The following is a 14,770-nucleotide window of genomic DNA, read 5'->3' on the forward strand; positions in this document are numbered from 1 at the left end:
AAGTCTTAGCGGCAACCGCGACGACGTGCGGTCATCGAACGATCGATCGCACGGCCACCGAGTGCACCTCCGACGCCGCCAGCCACCGTGCCGAGCACACCGCCGCCGACGGCATTGCCGAGCAACGCACCACCGACGCCGCCCGCGACGAGGCCGGTCGTGCCCGACGAGTGACGGCAGCGCGTGTAATGACGGTTAGACTTGCCATAATAGCGATGCTTCCGCGCCTCGACCTTATCGGTGGGGAGCGCCATCGACACCGGGATGACGAGCGAGGCGGCGGCAAGCGAAAGGAAGAAATGGCGCATGACAAAAGGTCCCTTTATTGATCTTTGTGAAGGCGTAACGTTCTATCGACCGGTGGGTTGCATCCGCTGCGCGAACAATCGGGATTGTTCCGGCGGCTGCGACGAGATGTTTGCAAACGGTGGCCGCGTGCCGTTGGAGTGAGGGAGCGTATATGGGGGCGATCGATCGAAGCGCCGGGCCGCAGCCGGTGGTCGGCGCTGCGGAAGTGCCGTCATCGGTGACGTCGGGCATGTGGGCGTGCGATCTGGCGACCGAGCAGTTGACGTGGAGCGACGGTGTCTACGACCTGTTCGAGGTGCCGCGCGGAACGCCGCTCGAGCGCGCGCCGACCGCCGCACGCTACACGCCCGAATCGCGGATCGCGCTCGACAGCCTGCGGCTTGTGGCGATTCGCGACAAGACCGGCTTCACGCTCGACGCCGAGATCGCCGTCGCCAGCGGTACGCGCTGGATTCGCATCGTCGCCGAGGTCGAATGCGTCGACGGCAAGGCGGCGCGGCTGGTCGGATCGAAGACCGACGTGACGCACGAAAAGCGCGCCGGGCTCCGCGGCTGGTCGTGATCGGGGCGCCGGGTTGCGTGTCGGCTGTTCAGAACATATATCGAACACATGGCTCAACTCGACGTCCAGCAAAAACTCGCGATCCTTGCCGACGCGGCAAAATATGATGCGTCCTGCGCCTCTTCGGGATCGGTAAAACGCACCTCGCGCGACGGCAAGGGCGTGGGCTCGACCGATCAGGGAATGGGCATCTGCCATGCCTATGCGCCCGACGGCCGCTGCATCTCGCTGCTCAAGATCCTGCTGACCAATAGCTGCATCTTCGACTGCCATTACTGCATCAACCGCAAGAGCTCGAACGTCCGCCGCGCGCGCTTCACCGCCGCGGAAGTGGTGCGGCTGACGCTGTCTTTCTATCGGCGCAACTATATCGAGGGGCTGTTCCTGTCGTCAGGGATCATCGGCTCGTCCAACTACACGATGGAGCAGATGGTCGAGGTCGCGCGCAGCCTGCGCGAGGATCATGATTTCCGCGGCTATATTCATTTGAAGACGATCCCCGACGCCGATCCCGCGCTTGTGCATCAGGCAGGGCTCCATGCCGATCGCCTGTCGATCAACGTCGAATTGCCGACCGTCGCCGGGCTGACGCGGCTTGCGCCCGAGAAGTCGGCGGCGCGGATCGAAGGCGCGATGGGCGACACCAAGACCGCGATCCTCGACACGAGCGATGCGAAGAAGCGCTTCAAGTCGGCGCCGCGCTTCGCGCCCGCCGGGCAGTCGACGCAGATGATCGTCGGGGCGGATGCCGCGACCGATGGCGACATCGTCACCAAGGCCTCGACGCTCTACGATCGCTTCGGCCTGCGGCGCGTCTATTATTCGGCGTTCAGCCCGATACCCGATGCGAGCGCGGTGCTCCCGCTCCAGCGCCCGCCGCTGATGCGCGAACATCGGCTGTACCAGTCGGACTGGCTGATGCGCTTCTACGACTACACGCCGGGCGACGTCGTCGCCGCTGCCGATGCGACGACGGGGATGCTGCCGCTCGACATCGACCCCAAGCTCGCCTGGGCGCTCAAGTTTCGCGGGTCGTTCCCGGTCGACGTCAACCGCGCGCCGCGCGAATCGCTGCTGCGCGTGCCGGGGCTGGGGGTGAAGGCGGTCAACGCGATCCTCGCCGCGCGGCGCTGGCGGCGGCTGCATCTCGCCGATGTCGCGCGCCTCACCGTGTCGATCGCCAAGGTCCGGCCTTTCCTCGTCGCCGAGGACTGGCGCCCGGTTGCGCTCAGCGATCGCGCCGATTTGCGCCCGGTGGTTGCACCCAAGATCCAGCAATTGGAGTTGTTCGCGGCATAAGGGGAGCCTGATGCACGCGATTACTCTTGCCGAACCCGATGATTTCGACGGCTGGCGCGATGCCGCGCGCAGCCTCGCTGCCGCCGGGGTCGCGCCCGAGGATGTCGTCTGGCAGGGGGCGGGCAGCCCGACCGACCTGTTCGCGGCGAGCGCCGACACGACGGTGCCGACCGGCCCGGCCTTCGCGGTACCGCGCGCGTTCATCGAGCTCGCCAAGAAGGTCGTGCTGCACCGCGATCCCGAACGCTTCGCCTTGCTCTACACGCTGCTCGCGCGGATCCGCGTCCAGCCCGGCGCGATCGAGGATCATGCCGATCCGCTGCTGCGCCGGCTCGAGCATCTCGCGCAGGAGGTGCGCAAGGACATTCACAAGATGCGCGCCTTCCTGCGCTTTCGCGAAGTCGACGAGGATGGCGTCGCGCGCTTCGTCGCGTGGTTCGAGCCCGAGCATCATATCGTGCGCGCCAATGCCGGCTTCTTCCTCGACCGCTTCTCGAGCATGCGCTGGTCGATCCTCACCCCCGAGCTGTCGCTGCATTGGGACGGCGAGACGCTCGCGGAAGGCCAGGGCGCCGTCAAGAGCGATGCGCCCGAAGGCGATCCGATCGAGGAGGTGTGGAAGACCTATTACGCCTCGATCTTCAACCCGGCGCGCCTCAAGATCGGCATGATGCTGAAGGAGATGCCGCGCAAATATTGGAAGAACATGCCCGAGACCGCGCTGGTCCCGGGACTGATCGCGGGCGCGCAGGCGCGCGAGAGCGGGATGATGGCAACGGCGCAGACCAAGCGCGACATCGGCGACAATATCGATGGCGCCTGGGCCGCGTTGCGCGACGAAGCGGCGGGCTGCACGCGCTGTTCGCTCTACCGCCCCGCGACGCAGACGGTGTTCGGCGAGGGGCCGGTCGATGCCAGCCTGATGTTCGTCGGCGAGCAGCCGGGCGATCAGGAGGATCTCGCGGGCAAGCCGTTCGTCGGGCCGGCGGGGCAGGTGTTCGACAAGGCTTTGGCGGCGGCGGGGATCGATCGGTCGGGTGTGTACGTCACCAACGCGGTCAAACATTTCAAGTTCGAGCAGCGCGGCAAGCGGCGCATCCACGCCAAGCCCGATGCCGGCGAGATCGACGCGTGCCGCTGGTGGGTCGAGCAGGAGCAGCTGCTGGTGCGGCCCAAGGTGACGGTAGCACTCGGCGCGACCGCGGCGCGCAGCCTGTTCGGGCGCGTCGTGACGATCGGCAAGGAACGCGGGCGCGCGCTGACGCTTCCCGGGGGCGGCGAGGCGTGGATTACGGTGCATCCGAGCTATTTGCTGCGGATCCCGGACCGTGCGGCCGCGGATGTGGAATATGCGCGGTTTGTCGAGGATCTGCAGCGGGTGGGGGAGCGGGTGGCGTAGCTCGGCTGGTTGCTGCGTTTGCCTCTCTTCCCTCCTTCTTTCCCTGCTTATTGTTCCCCGGCGAAGGCCGGGGCCCAGTCGAGAGCCGCCGGATTTCGAACGCAGCGCTTCCCACCGCCTTCGCCACAACTGGGCCCCGGCCTTCGCCGGGGGAGAGCCAGAAAAGGGAAGGAACAGAAGGTAGGAACGATCAGAAGGTAGGAAGCCCCTCCCTCACAGCGGCAACGTCGCCTGCTCGGTCGCCTCTTCCCCATCGAGGATACCCGACAGCGTCAACCCCAGCAACCGCACGCCGAGCGGCACCGGCAGCTGCGCATCGAGCAGATCGCGCCCGCCCGCCAGAAAACTCTCCCGGTCGAACGCCCCGCGACTGAGCGAGCGCGCGCGCGTGATCGTTCGGAAATCCGAGAAGCGCAGCTTGAGCGTCACGGTCCGCCCGAGCACGGCGTGCCGGTCGATCCGCACCCACGCTGCCTCGGCGACGCGCTCGAGCGCGGCATGGAGGTCGGCGGGGGACGACAGGTCGGTCTCGAAGGTGCGCTCGGCGCCGACCGACTTGGTCGCGCGGTTGCTGCGCACCGGGCGATGGTCGATCCCGCGCGCCGCGCCATAGAGATAGTCGGCATAGCTGCCGAAATGCGCGTGAAGGAAGGCGAGCGGTTGCTCGAGCAGGTCGGCGCCGGTCTCGATCCCAAGCGCCGCCATCCGCGTCGCGGTCACCGGGCCGACGCCGTGGAAGCGCTTGACCGGCAGGCTGGCGACGAACGCTGCGCCGCGCGCCGGCGGAATGACGCAGATGCCGTCGGGCTTGTTCTGGTCCGAGGCGAGCTTGGCGATGAACTTGTTGTAGCTCACGCCGGCCGAGGCAGTGAGCCCGGTCTCTGCCTTGATCCGCGCACGGATCTGCTCGGCGATGGCCTTGGCCGACCCTAGGCCGTGGCGGTCCTCGGTGACGTCGAGATACGCCTCGTCGAGTGAGAGCGGTTCGATCTGGTCGGTGTAGTCGGCGAAGATCGCGCGGATCTGCTGCGAGATCGCGCCATAGACGTCGAAGCGCGGCGGCACGAACACCAGATCGGGGCAGCGCCGGATCGCGGTGACCGACGGCATCGCCGAGCGCACCCCGAAGACCCGCGCCTCATAGCTCGCCGCCGCGACGACGCCGCGAGCACGCGAACCCCCGACTGCGACGGGGCGGCCGCGTAAGGACGGATCGTCGCGCTGTTCGACCGATGCATAGAAGGCATCCATGTCGATATGGATGATCTTGCGCTGTGGGGGAGGGGGAGGGGCGTCTTCGGAGTCGGCCATGGGATCGCTGATGATAGCCGCCGAAGAAGTAGGTGGGGAGCTTCTGTTGCTCGGTGCCCCCCGGACCGCCGGTGTCCGCTTCTGTTGCCCGGTGCGGCCCGGACCGCGCTTTTAACTTAGTAACTTAGACCGTTAGGCCTTAGTGTTACGCAGCAATCGCGAGTGCATGGTTATCGTTTGCACTTGTGGTTATGAGCCTTGAACAGGTTACTCAGCCTGAGCAAAAACGGCGCCTTTCAATACACGTCGATCCTGGTTCGACCCCGTCAGAGCCCCTCTGCGAAGAGGGGTTTTGGTGGAGTCGCCGGGTACTGCCCCCGGGTCCGCTGCATCTATTCTACGCCGCACTTTATCACCATAGCCGGGCAAGCCCGGCACGACCGATATAGGTGCGCGAAAGCCGCTTGCAAACCCCCCGCTTGCGGGCCCTTTTCGGCCCCTTCGGCCTTTCACTCGCCACAAATCGGGTGCATGGGGTATAGTATCATGTTGACGCAACGGTCCCGCTACGCGCTTCGCGCGATGATGTTTCTCGCTGAAGCTCCCGTCGGAAGCCCGCCCATCCCGATGAATCGCATCGCGGCCGAGGCGAACGTACCGCGCAAGTTCCTCGAGCTGATTCTCGCCGATCTGCGCGAGGCCGGCTTCCTTCACAGCCACCGCGGCAAGATGGGTGGCTATTGCCTGTCGCGCCCTGCCCATCTGGTGTCGCTCGGCGAGATCATCCGGGTGATCGAGGGGCCGCTCGCGTTGGTGCCGTGCGTCAGCCGCACCGCCTATCGCTCGTGCAAGGATTGCAAGGACGAGGCGACCTGCGCGATCCGCCATGCGATGATGCGCGTGCGCGACGAGACCGCGCGGATCCTCGATGGCACCAGCCTCGCCGACGCCACCGCCGAGGAACTGGTCGCGGCCTGACCCCGGGCGGTACTCCGAGGGTTACCGCCGCCGCAGCTCGTCGCGAATTTCGCGCAGCAAGGTGACGTCGGTCGGCTCGACCGGTTCGGCGACGACTTCAGGCGCCTTGGGCATCAACCGGTTCACCGCGCGGACGATCAGGAAAATGATGAAGGCCACGATCACGAAATTCACCGCCGCGGTGATGAACGCGCCATAGCCGAACAGCGGCACGCCGGCCTTCTTCAGCGCGGCATAATCGGAAGATCCGACGAGCGCCGGCGGCACTTTGCCGAGCACCACGAAGTAGCTCGAAAAGTCGAGTCCGCCGAAGATCTTGCCGATCATCGGCATGATCACGTCGTCGGTCAGCGAGGTCACGATCTTGCCGAACGCCGCGCCAATGATCACCGCGACCGCGAGATCGAGCACGTTCCCCCGCGCGATGAATGCCTTGAACTCCTTGAACATCGCGCACGCCCTTCCGATTTCGTTTCGCGCGGCCACCGTACCCGGCTATCATGGTGGCGCAAGATCTGAAGGGATCCCTACGACATGAAGTACCGCACTCCGCTCGTTCTCCTCGGCGCCGTCACCTTGGCCGGCTGCGGGCTCAACAGCGTTCCGACCGCGGAAGAGAATGCCAAGGCCAAGTGGGCCGATGTCGAGAATTACTATCAGCGCCGCGCCGACCTCATCCCCAACCTCGTCGCCACGGTGAAGGCCGCCGGCGCGCAGGAGAAGTCGATCCTGGTCGAAGTGACGCAGGCGCGTGCCTCGGCGTCGCAGGTCAAGGTGTCGGGCGCCGACCTCAACGATCCCGCCAAGGTCGCCAATTACGAGAAGGCGCAGGCCGGCGTGACGATGTCGCTGCAGCGGCTCCAGGAGGCCTATCCCGAGCTCAAGTCGCAGGGCAATTACGCCACGCTGATGACGCAGCTCGAGGGCACCGAGAACCGCATCTCGACCGCGCGCCATGATTATAACGACGCGGTGCAATCGTATAACACGACGATCCGCACCTTCCCCGACGCGATCGGCGCCAAGGTGTTCTACGGCGCCAAGCCGCTGGTGCCGTTCAAGGCGACCAGCGCGGGCGCGGAAGAAGCGCCGGCGGTGAACTTCGGCAATACCAACTAAGCACAACCGGGCCGGAGGCCCCCAAGTCTAGGTATGCCGATGCGCCTGATCCAGGCCTTGCTCGCGACGCTGGTCGCGCTGCTGCTCGGGGTTTCCCCGGCAGCGGCGCAGACCTATCCCAAGTTCACCGGGCTGGTGGTCGACGCCGCCAACGTCCTGCCGCCCGCGACCGAAGCCGATCTGACCGCCAAGCTCGAGACGCTGCAGAAGGACACCAAGCGCCAGCTGGTCGTCGCGACGGTCCCCGATCTGCAGGGGCGCGAGCTGGCGGAATATGGCGTCGGGCTGCTCCGCGCGTGGGGCGTCGGGTTGAAGGGCGTCAACAATGGCGCGATCCTGTTCATCGCGCCCAACGAGCCCAAGGGCCATCGCGGGCCGCGGCTCGAAGTGGGCTACGGCCTCGAGCCCATCCTGACCGATGCCTATGCCGGCACGATGATCCGCGAACAGATGATGCCCAAGCTGACGCAGTCGGGCGACATCCCCGGCGCGCTCGAAGCCGGCACCGACGCGATCATCGCGCAGCTGCGCGCCTCGCCCGAGGAAGCCAAGGCCAATGTCGACAAGGCTGCGGCGGCGTTCGACAAGGTCCACAAGCGCAGCACTGCCGGTGGCGGCGGCGGCGTGCCGTTCGGCGTGATCATCATCCTGTTCATCGTCGGCTTCGTCGTTCTCTCGAGCCTGCGACGTGGGCAGCGCGGCCAGCGCTATGACGGCGGCATCGCGCCGGCGATCCTGTGGGGCGCGGCGATGAGCGACTGGGGGCGTGGCTCGGGCGGCGGCGGCTTCGGTGGCTTCGGCGGCGGCGGTGGCTCTGGCGGCGGTGGCGGTTCGGACGGCAGCTGGGGCGGCGGTGGTTTCACCGGCGGCGGTGGCGGCGGTGGCGGCGGCGGCGGCGCTTCGGGGGATTGGTGATGAGTGGAACGGCACGGCTCACACCCGAGGACCACGCGCTGGTCCTTGCCGCGGTGGCGCGCGCGGAAGAAGGCACCGACGGCGAGATCGTGACGATCGTCACCGAGCGGTCGGACAGCTATCACGATGCGGCGTTGCACTATGCCGTCGCGGCGATGCTGATCGTGCTCGCGCTGGCGGCGATCGATCCGGTCGCGATCGAGCGCTGGCTCGGCAGCTTCACCAGCGAATGGGACGCGGCGCCCGACCCGCGGCTGCTGCTCGGTGCGCTGGTGGTGGTCGAGGCGATCGTCTTCCTCGTCGTGCGCTATGCGCTGGCTTACATGCCGCTGCGCATGGCGCTGGTGCCCAAGGCGACACGCGCGCGGCGCGTGAGGCGGCGTGCGATCCAATATTTCAAGGTCGGCGCCGAGCGGCGGACGACCGCGCGCGTCGGGATACTGCTCTATCTCTCGCGCGACGAGCGGATGGCCGAGATCGTCGCCGACGCGGCGATCCACAGCGCAGTCCCGGCCGAGCGCTGGGGCGATGCGATGGCGGCGCTGGTGGTCGAGACGCGCGCCGGCAAGCCCGGGGCAGGGATGGCGGCGTCGGTCGCGCGGATCGGCGCGATCCTGTCCGAGACCTTCCCTAAGACCGCTGACGACCGCAACGAGCTGCCCGACCGGCTGATCGAGCTGTGAGCGGCGAGACCGTCTGGAGCGGCAAATACATCAAGGTCATAAAGGACGGCACCTGGGAATATGTCGCGCGCGCGCGCGGCATCCAGGCGGCGGTGATCCTCGCGGTCGACGACGAGGCGGTGATCCTGGTCGAGCAATATCGCGTGCCGCTTGGCCAGCGCTGCCTCGAGCTGCCCGCGGGTCTGGTCGGCGACCTCGAGGAGGGCGAAAGCGTTTCCGTCTCGGCCGCCCGCGAATTGGAGGAAGAAACGGGCTATCGGCCCGCGCACATCGAATCGCTCGGCTTCTTCCATTCGTCGCCGGGGATGGTGTCGGAGGGTTTCACCCTGGTCCGCGCCACCGGCTTGACGCGCGTCGGCGCAGGCGGCGGTGATGCGACCGAGAATATCACCGTCCACCGCGTTCCCGTGGGCGAGCTTGCCGCCTTCGTCGCTGCGAAGCGCGCGGAGGGGGTGGCGATCGACGTGAAGATGTTGCTGTTGCTCGGGGCGGGAATGCTGGCGGGCTGAGCGTCGCGCTGGGCGTGTGACGCTCTCATTTCGGAGCCAAACGCTGTCGTCCACTTCATGCGCAGGCTTCCCCGGCGAAGGCCAGGGCCCAGGAGCGGAACAGTGGAAGCCAGGAGGCTGCGCTTCGGCGCACATTTTTTGTTTGAGCGTGATCACCCAAACCCGTTCGCGCTGAGCTTATCGAAGCCCTGCTCTGATAGGAGCCTTAAAGTCTCGTTGAGACATGCCCTTCGACAGGCTCCGGACGAACGGTGGATGGTGCGACCCGCGAAGGCACCTCTAGCCCGGCCATCGACCCGACTTCGACTTGCGCCTGGGAAGCTCGGTCTAGGGCAGCGTCGCTCAGCTCAGCGAAAATTGTCGGCGTAGCTCTGCAGCTTGAGCGTGCGCTCGGGCGCCGCGACCACGGTGAACGCTAGGCCCTCGCGCTCGGCATAAGCGATCGCCGCTTCCTGGGTCGGGAAGGTCAGGCGGAGCTGGTCGAGCGTGTCGCCAGAGCCTGCCCAGCCGGTCAACGGGTCGGCTTGCTTCGGCTCGGCAGGAGCGAAGTCCAGCATCCAGATCGAGGTGCGGGCGCGGCCCGACGACATGGCGTTCTTGGGGCGCTGATAGATTCGGGCGGTCGACATGGAGCCTCCTTATCGTGCTTCTCGGCGCCGCGCATCTGCGTTTTTCGTGCGCAGCGTCGCGGAGGCCGCGGCGGGATCGTCGGGCCAGGGGTGGCGCGGATAGCGGCCGCGCATTTCCTTGGCGACCGCCGACCAGCTGCCCGCCCAGAATCCGGGCAGGTCGCGCGTCGTCTGGATCGGCCGACCGCCCGGCGAGGTCAGGCTCAGCACCAGCGGCACGCGGCCGCCGGCGATCATCGGATGCGTCGCCAGCCCGAACAGCGTCTGCGGCCGCAACTCGACGCGCGGCCCGCCCTCGGCCTCGTAATCGATCGGATGGCTGCTGCCCGCAGGGCTGGTGAAGTGCGTCGGCGCGAGCCGGTCGATCGTCTTCAGCGCGTCCCAGCCGATCAGGGTGCGCAGCGCCTCGGTGAGCGCACCCGCCTCGATCGCGTCGAGGCGGCGCTTGCCCGCCAGCAGGGGCGCGAGCCATTCGTCGGCGCGCGCCAGCAACGCGGCGTCGTCGAGCGCGAGCTCCGCGCCGCCATGCGCTTGCGCGAAGCCGGCGCGGTGGCGCAACGCCAGCGCGGTGTCGCTCCACGGCAGGCGCGCGAGTCCGTGGACGCGCAGACCGTCGAGCAATGCGGCGGCGATCGCGGCCGGGTCGGCCTGCGGGTCGGGCCCGCTCGACAGGCGCAGCGCGCCGAGCCGCCGTTCGCGCAGCGTCTGGACACCGCCGCTTGCGGACTCGAAGCTGACGGTGCGGTGCGTCGCGATGTGGTCGCCGAACAGCGCCTCGATCGTCGCGAGATCGAGCGCTGCGGCCGACAGGATCCGCGCGCCCGATGCCATCCCCTGTGTCTCGGCGACGGCGAGCCATTCGGCGCGCGCGAGGCTGGCGGTCGGATCGAGCTTGAAGCCGCGCCCGCCGACCGACGCCCAGGTCTCGCCCGATGCGTCGCGGCGGCGGGCGATGCGATCTGGGAAGGCCAAAGCGATGGCGACTGCAGTCTCCCTCTCCCCTTCAGGGGAGAGGGTCGGGGAGAGGGGCTGTACTGCGTTACGAAGGACACCGCTCGTGGCAGACGTCCCCTCTCCCCGACCCTCTCCCCGCGAGCGGGGAGAGGGAGAGAGTGCGGCCCACCGTTTTGCCAATTTCCGCCCGGCGTCCGCGCGTTGCCCGCGTTCGCCGCGCCAGCGGCGGCGGCGGGCTTCGAGGTCGACGTCGGTGCCGCCGAGCCCGCGCTCGCCGAGCAGCACCGCCACCTCCGCCGCGACGTCGGCCAGTCCGAGTTCTCCCGCCCGCACCAGCATGTGCCCGAGCCGTGGCGCGAGCGGGAGCCGCGCGATCGCGTGGCCGTGCGGCGTCGGGCGCCCGTCGTCATCGAGCGCATCCAGCGCCAGCAGCCGCGCGCGTGCCTCCTGCACCGCGGCCTCGGGCGGCGCGTCAAGCCAGCGCAGCGCCCGCGGATCGGCGACGCCCCACAAGGCGCAATCGAGCGTCAGCGCCGACAGGTCGGCCTCCAGAATCTCAGGCGGGTCGAAGCGCGGCAGCCCGGCGGTCGCTGCTTCCTCCCACAGGCGATAGGCGGTGCCCGGCCGCTGACGCGCGGCGCGGCCAGCGCGCTGCGTCACCGCGGCCTGGCTCGCGCGCTCGGTGACGAGGCGCGTCATCCCCGCGGCACGATCATAGCGCGGGCGGCGCGCCAGCCCCGAATCGACCACGACCGAAATCCCGTCGAGCGTCAGGCTCGTCTCGGCGATCGACGTCGCCAGCACGACCTTGCGCCGGCCCGCGGCATCGGGCGCGATCGCCGCGCGCTGCGCTGCAGGATCGAGGCTGCCATGGAGGCGGTGGAGCGTGATCGCGTCCCCGAGGCCCGCGAGCCGCTCGGCGGTCCGCTCGATCTCGGCGACGCCAGGCAGGAAAGCGAGGATCCCGCCTTCTTCCTCGCGCAACGCGAGCCGCACCGCTGCGGCAACCGAATCCTCGATCCGCGCCTCCGCCGCGCGACCGAGATGGCGCAGCGTCAGCGGGTGCATGCGCCCGGCGCTCTCGATCATCGCGGCACCGTCCATCAGCCCCGAAAAGCGCGTCCCGTCGAGCGTCGCGGACATCGCCACCAGCCGCAGGTCGGGCCGCAATCCGGCCTGGGCATCGAGCGCGAGCGCCAGCCCGAAATCGCTGTCGAGGCTGCGCTCATGGACTTCGTCGAACAGCACCGCCGAGATTCCGGCCAGTTCGGGATCGGCCTGGATTCGCGCGACGAAAATCCCCTCGGTCACCACGGTCACGCGCGTCGCCGCCGAGCGCTTCGAATCCATCCGCGTGGCATAGCCGAAGGTCTTGCCGACGGGCTCGCCGGCAGTGCCCGCCATCCGTTCGGCGGCGGCGCGCGCGGCGAGGCGGCGCGGCGAGAGCAACAGGATCTCGCCGCTGCACCACGGCTCGCCGAGCAGCGCCGGCGCGACCGCGGTGGTCTTGCCCGCGCCGGGCGGGGCGACGAGCACGGCGTTGCTCGCATCGCGCAGCACCGCGAGCAGGTCCGGCAGGACGGCGAGGATCGGCAGCGTCATGCGCTTGCGAAGACGATTGGGGCGGGCACGGTAGGCAGGGCCTTGCACGATCGAAGGACGGGAAAACAGCGGAACCGCAGCGGCTCTCTGACGTCCTAGTATATCCTGCGCGCACGATGCTAGGCGGGCGTCCAGAGTTTCGGAGATCAGCGTGGCCGGCCATTCGCATCATCACGGGCATTCGCATGGGCACGGCCACGGCCACGCGCATGGGCACTCCGGCCATGACCATGGCCCCCCGGCGCAAGGGCATGATCGCGCCTTCGCGATCGGCATCACGCTCAACATGGCGTTCATCGTCGGCGAGGTGGTGTTCGGGCTGATGGCGGGATCGGTGGCGTTGCTCGCCGATGCCGGGCACAACCTGTCCGATGTGCTCGGGCTGTGCGCGGCGTGGGCGGCGATCGCGCTCGGCCGGCGGGCGGCGTCGAAGCGCTTCACCTATGGGCTCAAGGGCTCGACGATCCTCGCGGCGTTGCTCAACGCCTTGCTGCTGCTGGTCGCGCTCGGCGCAATCGTGCTCGAGGCGGTGCAGCGACTGTCGAACCCCGCGCCGGTCGACGGGCCGATGGTGGCGTGGGTCGCCGGTGCCGGCATCATCGTCAACGGGGCGACCGCCCTGCTGTTCATGCGCGGACGCGAGCACGACCTCAACATTCGCGGCGCCTATCTCCACATGGCGAGCGATGCCCTGGTGTCGGCGGGCGTCGTCGTGTCGGGGCTGGTGATCTGGCTGAGCGGGGCGACCTGGATCGACCCGATCGTCAGCATCGTCATCGCCGTGCTGATCTTCTTGCAGACCTGGGGATTGCTGCGCGAATCGACCGAGATGGCACTGGCGGCGGTGCCGCGCAGCATCGATTCGGACAAGGTGTGGACGGCGTTGCGCGCACTTCCCGGCGTGGCGCGTGTCCATCACGTCCATATCTGGCCGATGAGCACGACCGAGACGGTGCTGACCGCGCATCTGGTGATGCCGGCCGGCCACCCCGGCGATGCGTTTCTCGATGCGGCGCGGGCGATGCTGAAGGAGCAGTTCGGCATCGGCCATGCGACGCTGCAGGTGGAGCTGGCGGGCGCCGACGCCGTGCCGGCCACTGCGATCTGCTAGGATCCTTTGCGGTTGCGCATGATCCCCAAACCCGTTCGGGCTGAGCCTGTTAAAGCCCTGCGCTCGGCGCGGGGGCCGACGGTTCGTTGAGCAGTGCGCGCCGCGCTGATCAGTTGCGCAGCATTGCCGCGACGGCATCGAACAGCGTCGCGCCGGCGAGCGGCCCAACGAGCAGCATCACCAGATTGAAGCCGATGATCCAGGCGGTCACTTTCTCGGCGCGTTCGTTGCGCGGCGGTGGCGGCAGCGGCTGCGGTGGCTCGGATGGGAACCACTCGTTCTGAAAGTCGACAAACATTCGCTCGCTCCCGTTTCGCCTCTCCGAATGCTGCTCGGCCAAATCAGCATAAGAGCGGGTTCATCTGCAGGAAAGCGCCGGGGAACCGTAACGCCGACACTGCTACTCAATACGCCCGGGCGATCGCAAACTCTACGGCTTCGATCATCGAATCCTTGGCCTTGCCATTGGCGAAGATGGCGAGCGCATCGATCGCGCGCTGGCCGTAATGACGCGCGCGCGCGAGTGTGTCGTCGACCGCGCGGGTCGCGCGGACCAGTTCGATCGCGCGATCGAAATCCTCGTCGCGGTTGCGATGGCCTTCGATCGCGGCCTTCCAGAAGGCGCGATCCTCGGTGCCGCCGCGCGCATAAGCGAGGATCACCGGCAGCGTCGCCTTGCCCTCGCGGAAGTCGTCGCCGGCATCCTTGCCCATCGTGCCTGCGTCGGAGACATAGTCGATCGCATCGTCGACCAGCTGGAAGGCGATGCCGAGGTTGCGGCCATAGGCATCGAGCGCGAGCTCTTCGGTTTCGGGCCGCTCGGCGACCACCGCCGACACGCGGCAGGCGGCGGCGAACAACGCCGCGGTCTTGGCGCCGATGATGTCGAGATAGCGCTCCTCGGGCGTGTCGATTCGCCGCGCGGCGGTGAGCTGGTTGACCTCGCCCTCGGCGATGATCGCGCTTGCACCCGCCAGAATGCCGAGCACCTTGAGCGAGCCGTCCTCGACCATCAGCTCGAACGAGCGGCTGAACAGGAAGTCGCCGACCAGCACGCTCGCGGGATTGCCCCAGATGAGGTTTGCGGTGCGCTTGCCGCGGCGCAGGTCCGAGCCGTCGACGACGTCGTCGTGCAGCAGGGTCGCGGTGTGGATGAACTCGACCGCCGCGGCGAGGCGGTGATGGCGCGTGCCCGAATAGCTCAGCAGCCGTGCGCTCGCGAGCGTCAGCATCGGCCGCATCCGCTTGCCACCGCCGGCGATCAGGTGACCGGCCAGCTCGGGGATCAGCGGAATGTCCGACTGCATGCGCGACAGGATCACGGCATTGACCATGTTCATGTCGCCGGTGACGAGTTGCAGCATCGGCTCCAGCGAAGGCTGGGCGCGGCTCGGATCGAGGCGGAGAAGGGTGGCGCTCATGTTTCGTGCGATGTGGCCGCGTGCGTCGC

At 68.1% G+C, this 14,770-nt stretch carries 16 protein-coding genes and 1 other RNA gene; 9 read left to right on the forward strand and 8 right to left on the reverse strand.

Features of this window, described 5'->3' with window-relative positions; all coding sequences use genetic code 11:
- Positions 1-5 precede the first annotated feature (5 nt).
- Entirely contained in the window at positions 6-308 is a 303-nt protein-coding gene (locus U1872_RS14000) for a hypothetical protein (protein ID WP_332793500.1), read from the reverse strand.
- Between the two features lie 152 nt (positions 309-460).
- On the opposite strand from U1872_RS14000, the gene U1872_RS14005 reads away from it, so the two are divergent.
- Genes U1872_RS14005 through U1872_RS14015 form a run of 3 tightly spaced genes read left to right on the forward strand, consistent with a single transcriptional unit; the run spans position 461 to position 3,569 of the window.
- Complete coding sequence (locus U1872_RS14005) at positions 461-871, forward strand: hypothetical protein (RefSeq protein ID WP_332793501.1); 411 nt, start codon at positions 461-463, stop codon at positions 869-871.
- Between the two features lie 48 nt (positions 872-919).
- Entirely contained in the window at positions 920-2,170 is a 1,251-nt protein-coding gene (locus U1872_RS14010) for a putative DNA modification/repair radical SAM protein (protein ID WP_332793502.1), read from the forward strand.
- Positions 2,171-2,180: 10 nt separating this feature from the next.
- The gene (locus U1872_RS14015; protein WP_332793503.1) at positions 2,181-3,569 is read left to right on the forward strand and encodes a UdgX family uracil-DNA binding protein; all 1,389 of its coding nucleotides are present in this window, start codon (positions 2,181-2,183) and stop codon (positions 3,567-3,569) included.
- 213 nt (positions 3,570-3,782) lie between these two features.
- Here the strand turns inward: U1872_RS14015 and dinB are convergent, their stop codons facing one another.
- The gene (gene dinB, locus U1872_RS14020) at positions 3,783-4,880 is read right to left on the reverse strand and encodes a DNA polymerase IV (protein WP_332793504.1); all 1,098 of its coding nucleotides are present in this window, start codon (positions 4,878-4,880) and stop codon (positions 3,783-3,785) included.
- Positions 4,881-4,950: 70 nt separating this feature from the next.
- Positions 4,951-5,295, reverse strand: a transfer-messenger RNA (tmRNA) gene (gene ssrA, locus U1872_RS14025).
- 71 nt (positions 5,296-5,366) lie between these two features.
- Between ssrA and U1872_RS14030 the strand changes: the two genes are divergently transcribed.
- Positions 5,367-5,798, forward strand: coding sequence for an RrF2 family transcriptional regulator (locus tag U1872_RS14030; RefSeq protein ID WP_332793505.1), 432 nt, complete (start codon positions 5,367-5,369; stop codon positions 5,796-5,798).
- 21 nt (positions 5,799-5,819) lie between these two features.
- Here U1872_RS14030 and mscL read toward each other — a convergent pair whose 3' ends face one another.
- Positions 5,820-6,248 carry a large conductance mechanosensitive channel protein MscL gene (gene mscL, locus U1872_RS14035; RefSeq protein WP_332793506.1) on the reverse strand — a complete coding sequence of 143 codons (429 nt, stop codon included), beginning with the start codon at positions 6,246-6,248 and terminating at the stop codon, positions 5,820-5,822.
- Positions 6,249-6,332: 84 nt separating this feature from the next.
- On the opposite strand from mscL, the gene U1872_RS14040 reads away from it, so the two are divergent.
- Genes U1872_RS14040 through U1872_RS14055 form a run of 4 tightly spaced genes read left to right on the forward strand, consistent with a single transcriptional unit; the run spans position 6,333 to position 9,024 of the window.
- The gene (locus U1872_RS14040) at positions 6,333-6,917 is read left to right on the forward strand and encodes a LemA family protein (RefSeq protein ID WP_332793507.1); all 585 of its coding nucleotides are present in this window, start codon (positions 6,333-6,335) and stop codon (positions 6,915-6,917) included.
- A 33-nt stretch (positions 6,918-6,950) separates the two neighbouring features.
- Positions 6,951-7,832 carry a TPM domain-containing protein gene (locus tag U1872_RS14045; RefSeq protein ID WP_332793508.1) on the forward strand — a complete coding sequence of 294 codons (882 nt, stop codon included), beginning with the start codon at positions 6,951-6,953 and terminating at the stop codon, positions 7,830-7,832.
- Positions 7,832-8,515, forward strand: coding sequence for a TPM domain-containing protein (locus U1872_RS14050; protein ID WP_332793509.1), 684 nt, complete (start codon positions 7,832-7,834; stop codon positions 8,513-8,515). Before U1872_RS14045 ends, U1872_RS14050 begins: the two co-directional genes overlap by 1 nt.
- On the forward strand, positions 8,512-9,024 hold the full coding sequence (locus U1872_RS14055; protein ID WP_332793510.1) for an NUDIX hydrolase: 513 nt from the start codon (positions 8,512-8,514) through the stop codon (positions 9,022-9,024). The genes U1872_RS14050 and U1872_RS14055 overlap by 4 nt, the downstream gene beginning before the upstream one ends.
- A 347-nt stretch (positions 9,025-9,371) precedes the next feature.
- Here U1872_RS14055 and U1872_RS14060 read toward each other — a convergent pair whose 3' ends face one another.
- Both U1872_RS14060 and hrpB read right to left on the reverse strand, forming a co-directional pair.
- Positions 9,372-9,653 carry an ETC complex I subunit gene (locus U1872_RS14060; protein WP_332793511.1) on the reverse strand — a complete coding sequence of 94 codons (282 nt, stop codon included), beginning with the start codon at positions 9,651-9,653 and terminating at the stop codon, positions 9,372-9,374.
- 9 nt (positions 9,654-9,662) lie between these two features.
- The gene (gene hrpB, locus U1872_RS14065; RefSeq protein WP_332793512.1) at positions 9,663-12,209 is read right to left on the reverse strand and encodes an ATP-dependent helicase HrpB; all 2,547 of its coding nucleotides are present in this window, start codon (positions 12,207-12,209) and stop codon (positions 9,663-9,665) included.
- 151 nt (positions 12,210-12,360) lie between these two features.
- Here hrpB and U1872_RS14070 point away from each other — a divergent pair, with 151 nt between their 5' ends.
- Complete coding sequence (locus tag U1872_RS14070; protein ID WP_332793513.1) at positions 12,361-13,320, forward strand: cation diffusion facilitator family transporter; 960 nt, start codon at positions 12,361-12,363, stop codon at positions 13,318-13,320.
- A gap of 109 nt (positions 13,321-13,429) precedes the next feature.
- Here U1872_RS14070 and U1872_RS14075 read toward each other — a convergent pair whose 3' ends face one another.
- The gene (locus U1872_RS14075; protein WP_332793514.1) at positions 13,430-13,618 is read right to left on the reverse strand and encodes a hypothetical protein; all 189 of its coding nucleotides are present in this window, start codon (positions 13,616-13,618) and stop codon (positions 13,430-13,432) included.
- Positions 13,619-13,724: 106 nt separating this feature from the next.
- On the reverse strand, positions 13,725-14,741 hold the full coding sequence (locus U1872_RS14080) for a polyprenyl synthetase family protein (RefSeq protein ID WP_332793515.1): 1,017 nt from the start codon (positions 14,739-14,741) through the stop codon (positions 13,725-13,727).
- Between the last annotated feature and the right edge of the window lie 29 nt (positions 14,742-14,770).

It is taken from the genome of Parasphingomonas frigoris, assembly GCF_036663815.1.
Classification (GTDB): Bacteria; Pseudomonadota; Alphaproteobacteria; order Sphingomonadales; family Sphingomonadaceae; genus Sphingomonas.

Bases quoted from the DNA above. Each gene is read 5' to 3' on its own strand.
- U1872_RS14030 (WP_332793505.1), top strand. From the start codon at position 5,367: ATGTTGACGCAACGGTCCCGCTACGCGCTTCGCGCGATGATGTTTCTC.
- U1872_RS14015 (WP_332793503.1), top strand. From the start codon at position 2,181: ATGCACGCGATTACTCTTGCCGAACCCGATGATTTCGACGGCTGGCGC.
- U1872_RS14040 (WP_332793507.1), top strand. From the start codon at position 6,333: ATGAAGTACCGCACTCCGCTCGTTCTCCTCGGCGCCGTCACCTTGGCC.
- U1872_RS14000 (WP_332793500.1), bottom strand. From the start codon at position 308: ATGCGCCATTTCTTCCTTTCGCTTGCCGCCGCCTCGCTCGTCATCCCG.
- U1872_RS14080 (WP_332793515.1), bottom strand. From the start codon at position 14,741: ATGAGCGCCACCCTTCTCCGCCTCGATCCGAGCCGCGCCCAGCCTTCG.
- U1872_RS14045 (WP_332793508.1), top strand. From the start codon at position 6,951: ATGCCGATGCGCCTGATCCAGGCCTTGCTCGCGACGCTGGTCGCGCTG.
- U1872_RS14075 (WP_332793514.1), bottom strand. From the start codon at position 13,618: ATGTTTGTCGACTTTCAGAACGAGTGGTTCCCATCCGAGCCACCGCAG.
- U1872_RS14050 (WP_332793509.1), top strand. From the start codon at position 7,832: ATGAGTGGAACGGCACGGCTCACACCCGAGGACCACGCGCTGGTCCTT.
- hrpB (WP_332793512.1), bottom strand. From the start codon at position 12,209: ATGACGCTGCCGATCCTCGCCGTCCTGCCGGACCTGCTCGCGGTGCTG.
- mscL (WP_332793506.1), bottom strand. From the start codon at position 6,248: ATGTTCAAGGAGTTCAAGGCATTCATCGCGCGGGGGAACGTGCTCGAT.
- dinB (WP_332793504.1), bottom strand. From the start codon at position 4,880: ATGGCCGACTCCGAAGACGCCCCTCCCCCTCCCCCACAGCGCAAGATC.
- U1872_RS14060 (WP_332793511.1), bottom strand. From the start codon at position 9,653: ATGTCGACCGCCCGAATCTATCAGCGCCCCAAGAACGCCATGTCGTCG.
- U1872_RS14005 (WP_332793501.1), top strand. From the start codon at position 461: ATGGGGGCGATCGATCGAAGCGCCGGGCCGCAGCCGGTGGTCGGCGCT.
- U1872_RS14010 (WP_332793502.1), top strand. From the start codon at position 920: ATGGCTCAACTCGACGTCCAGCAAAAACTCGCGATCCTTGCCGACGCG.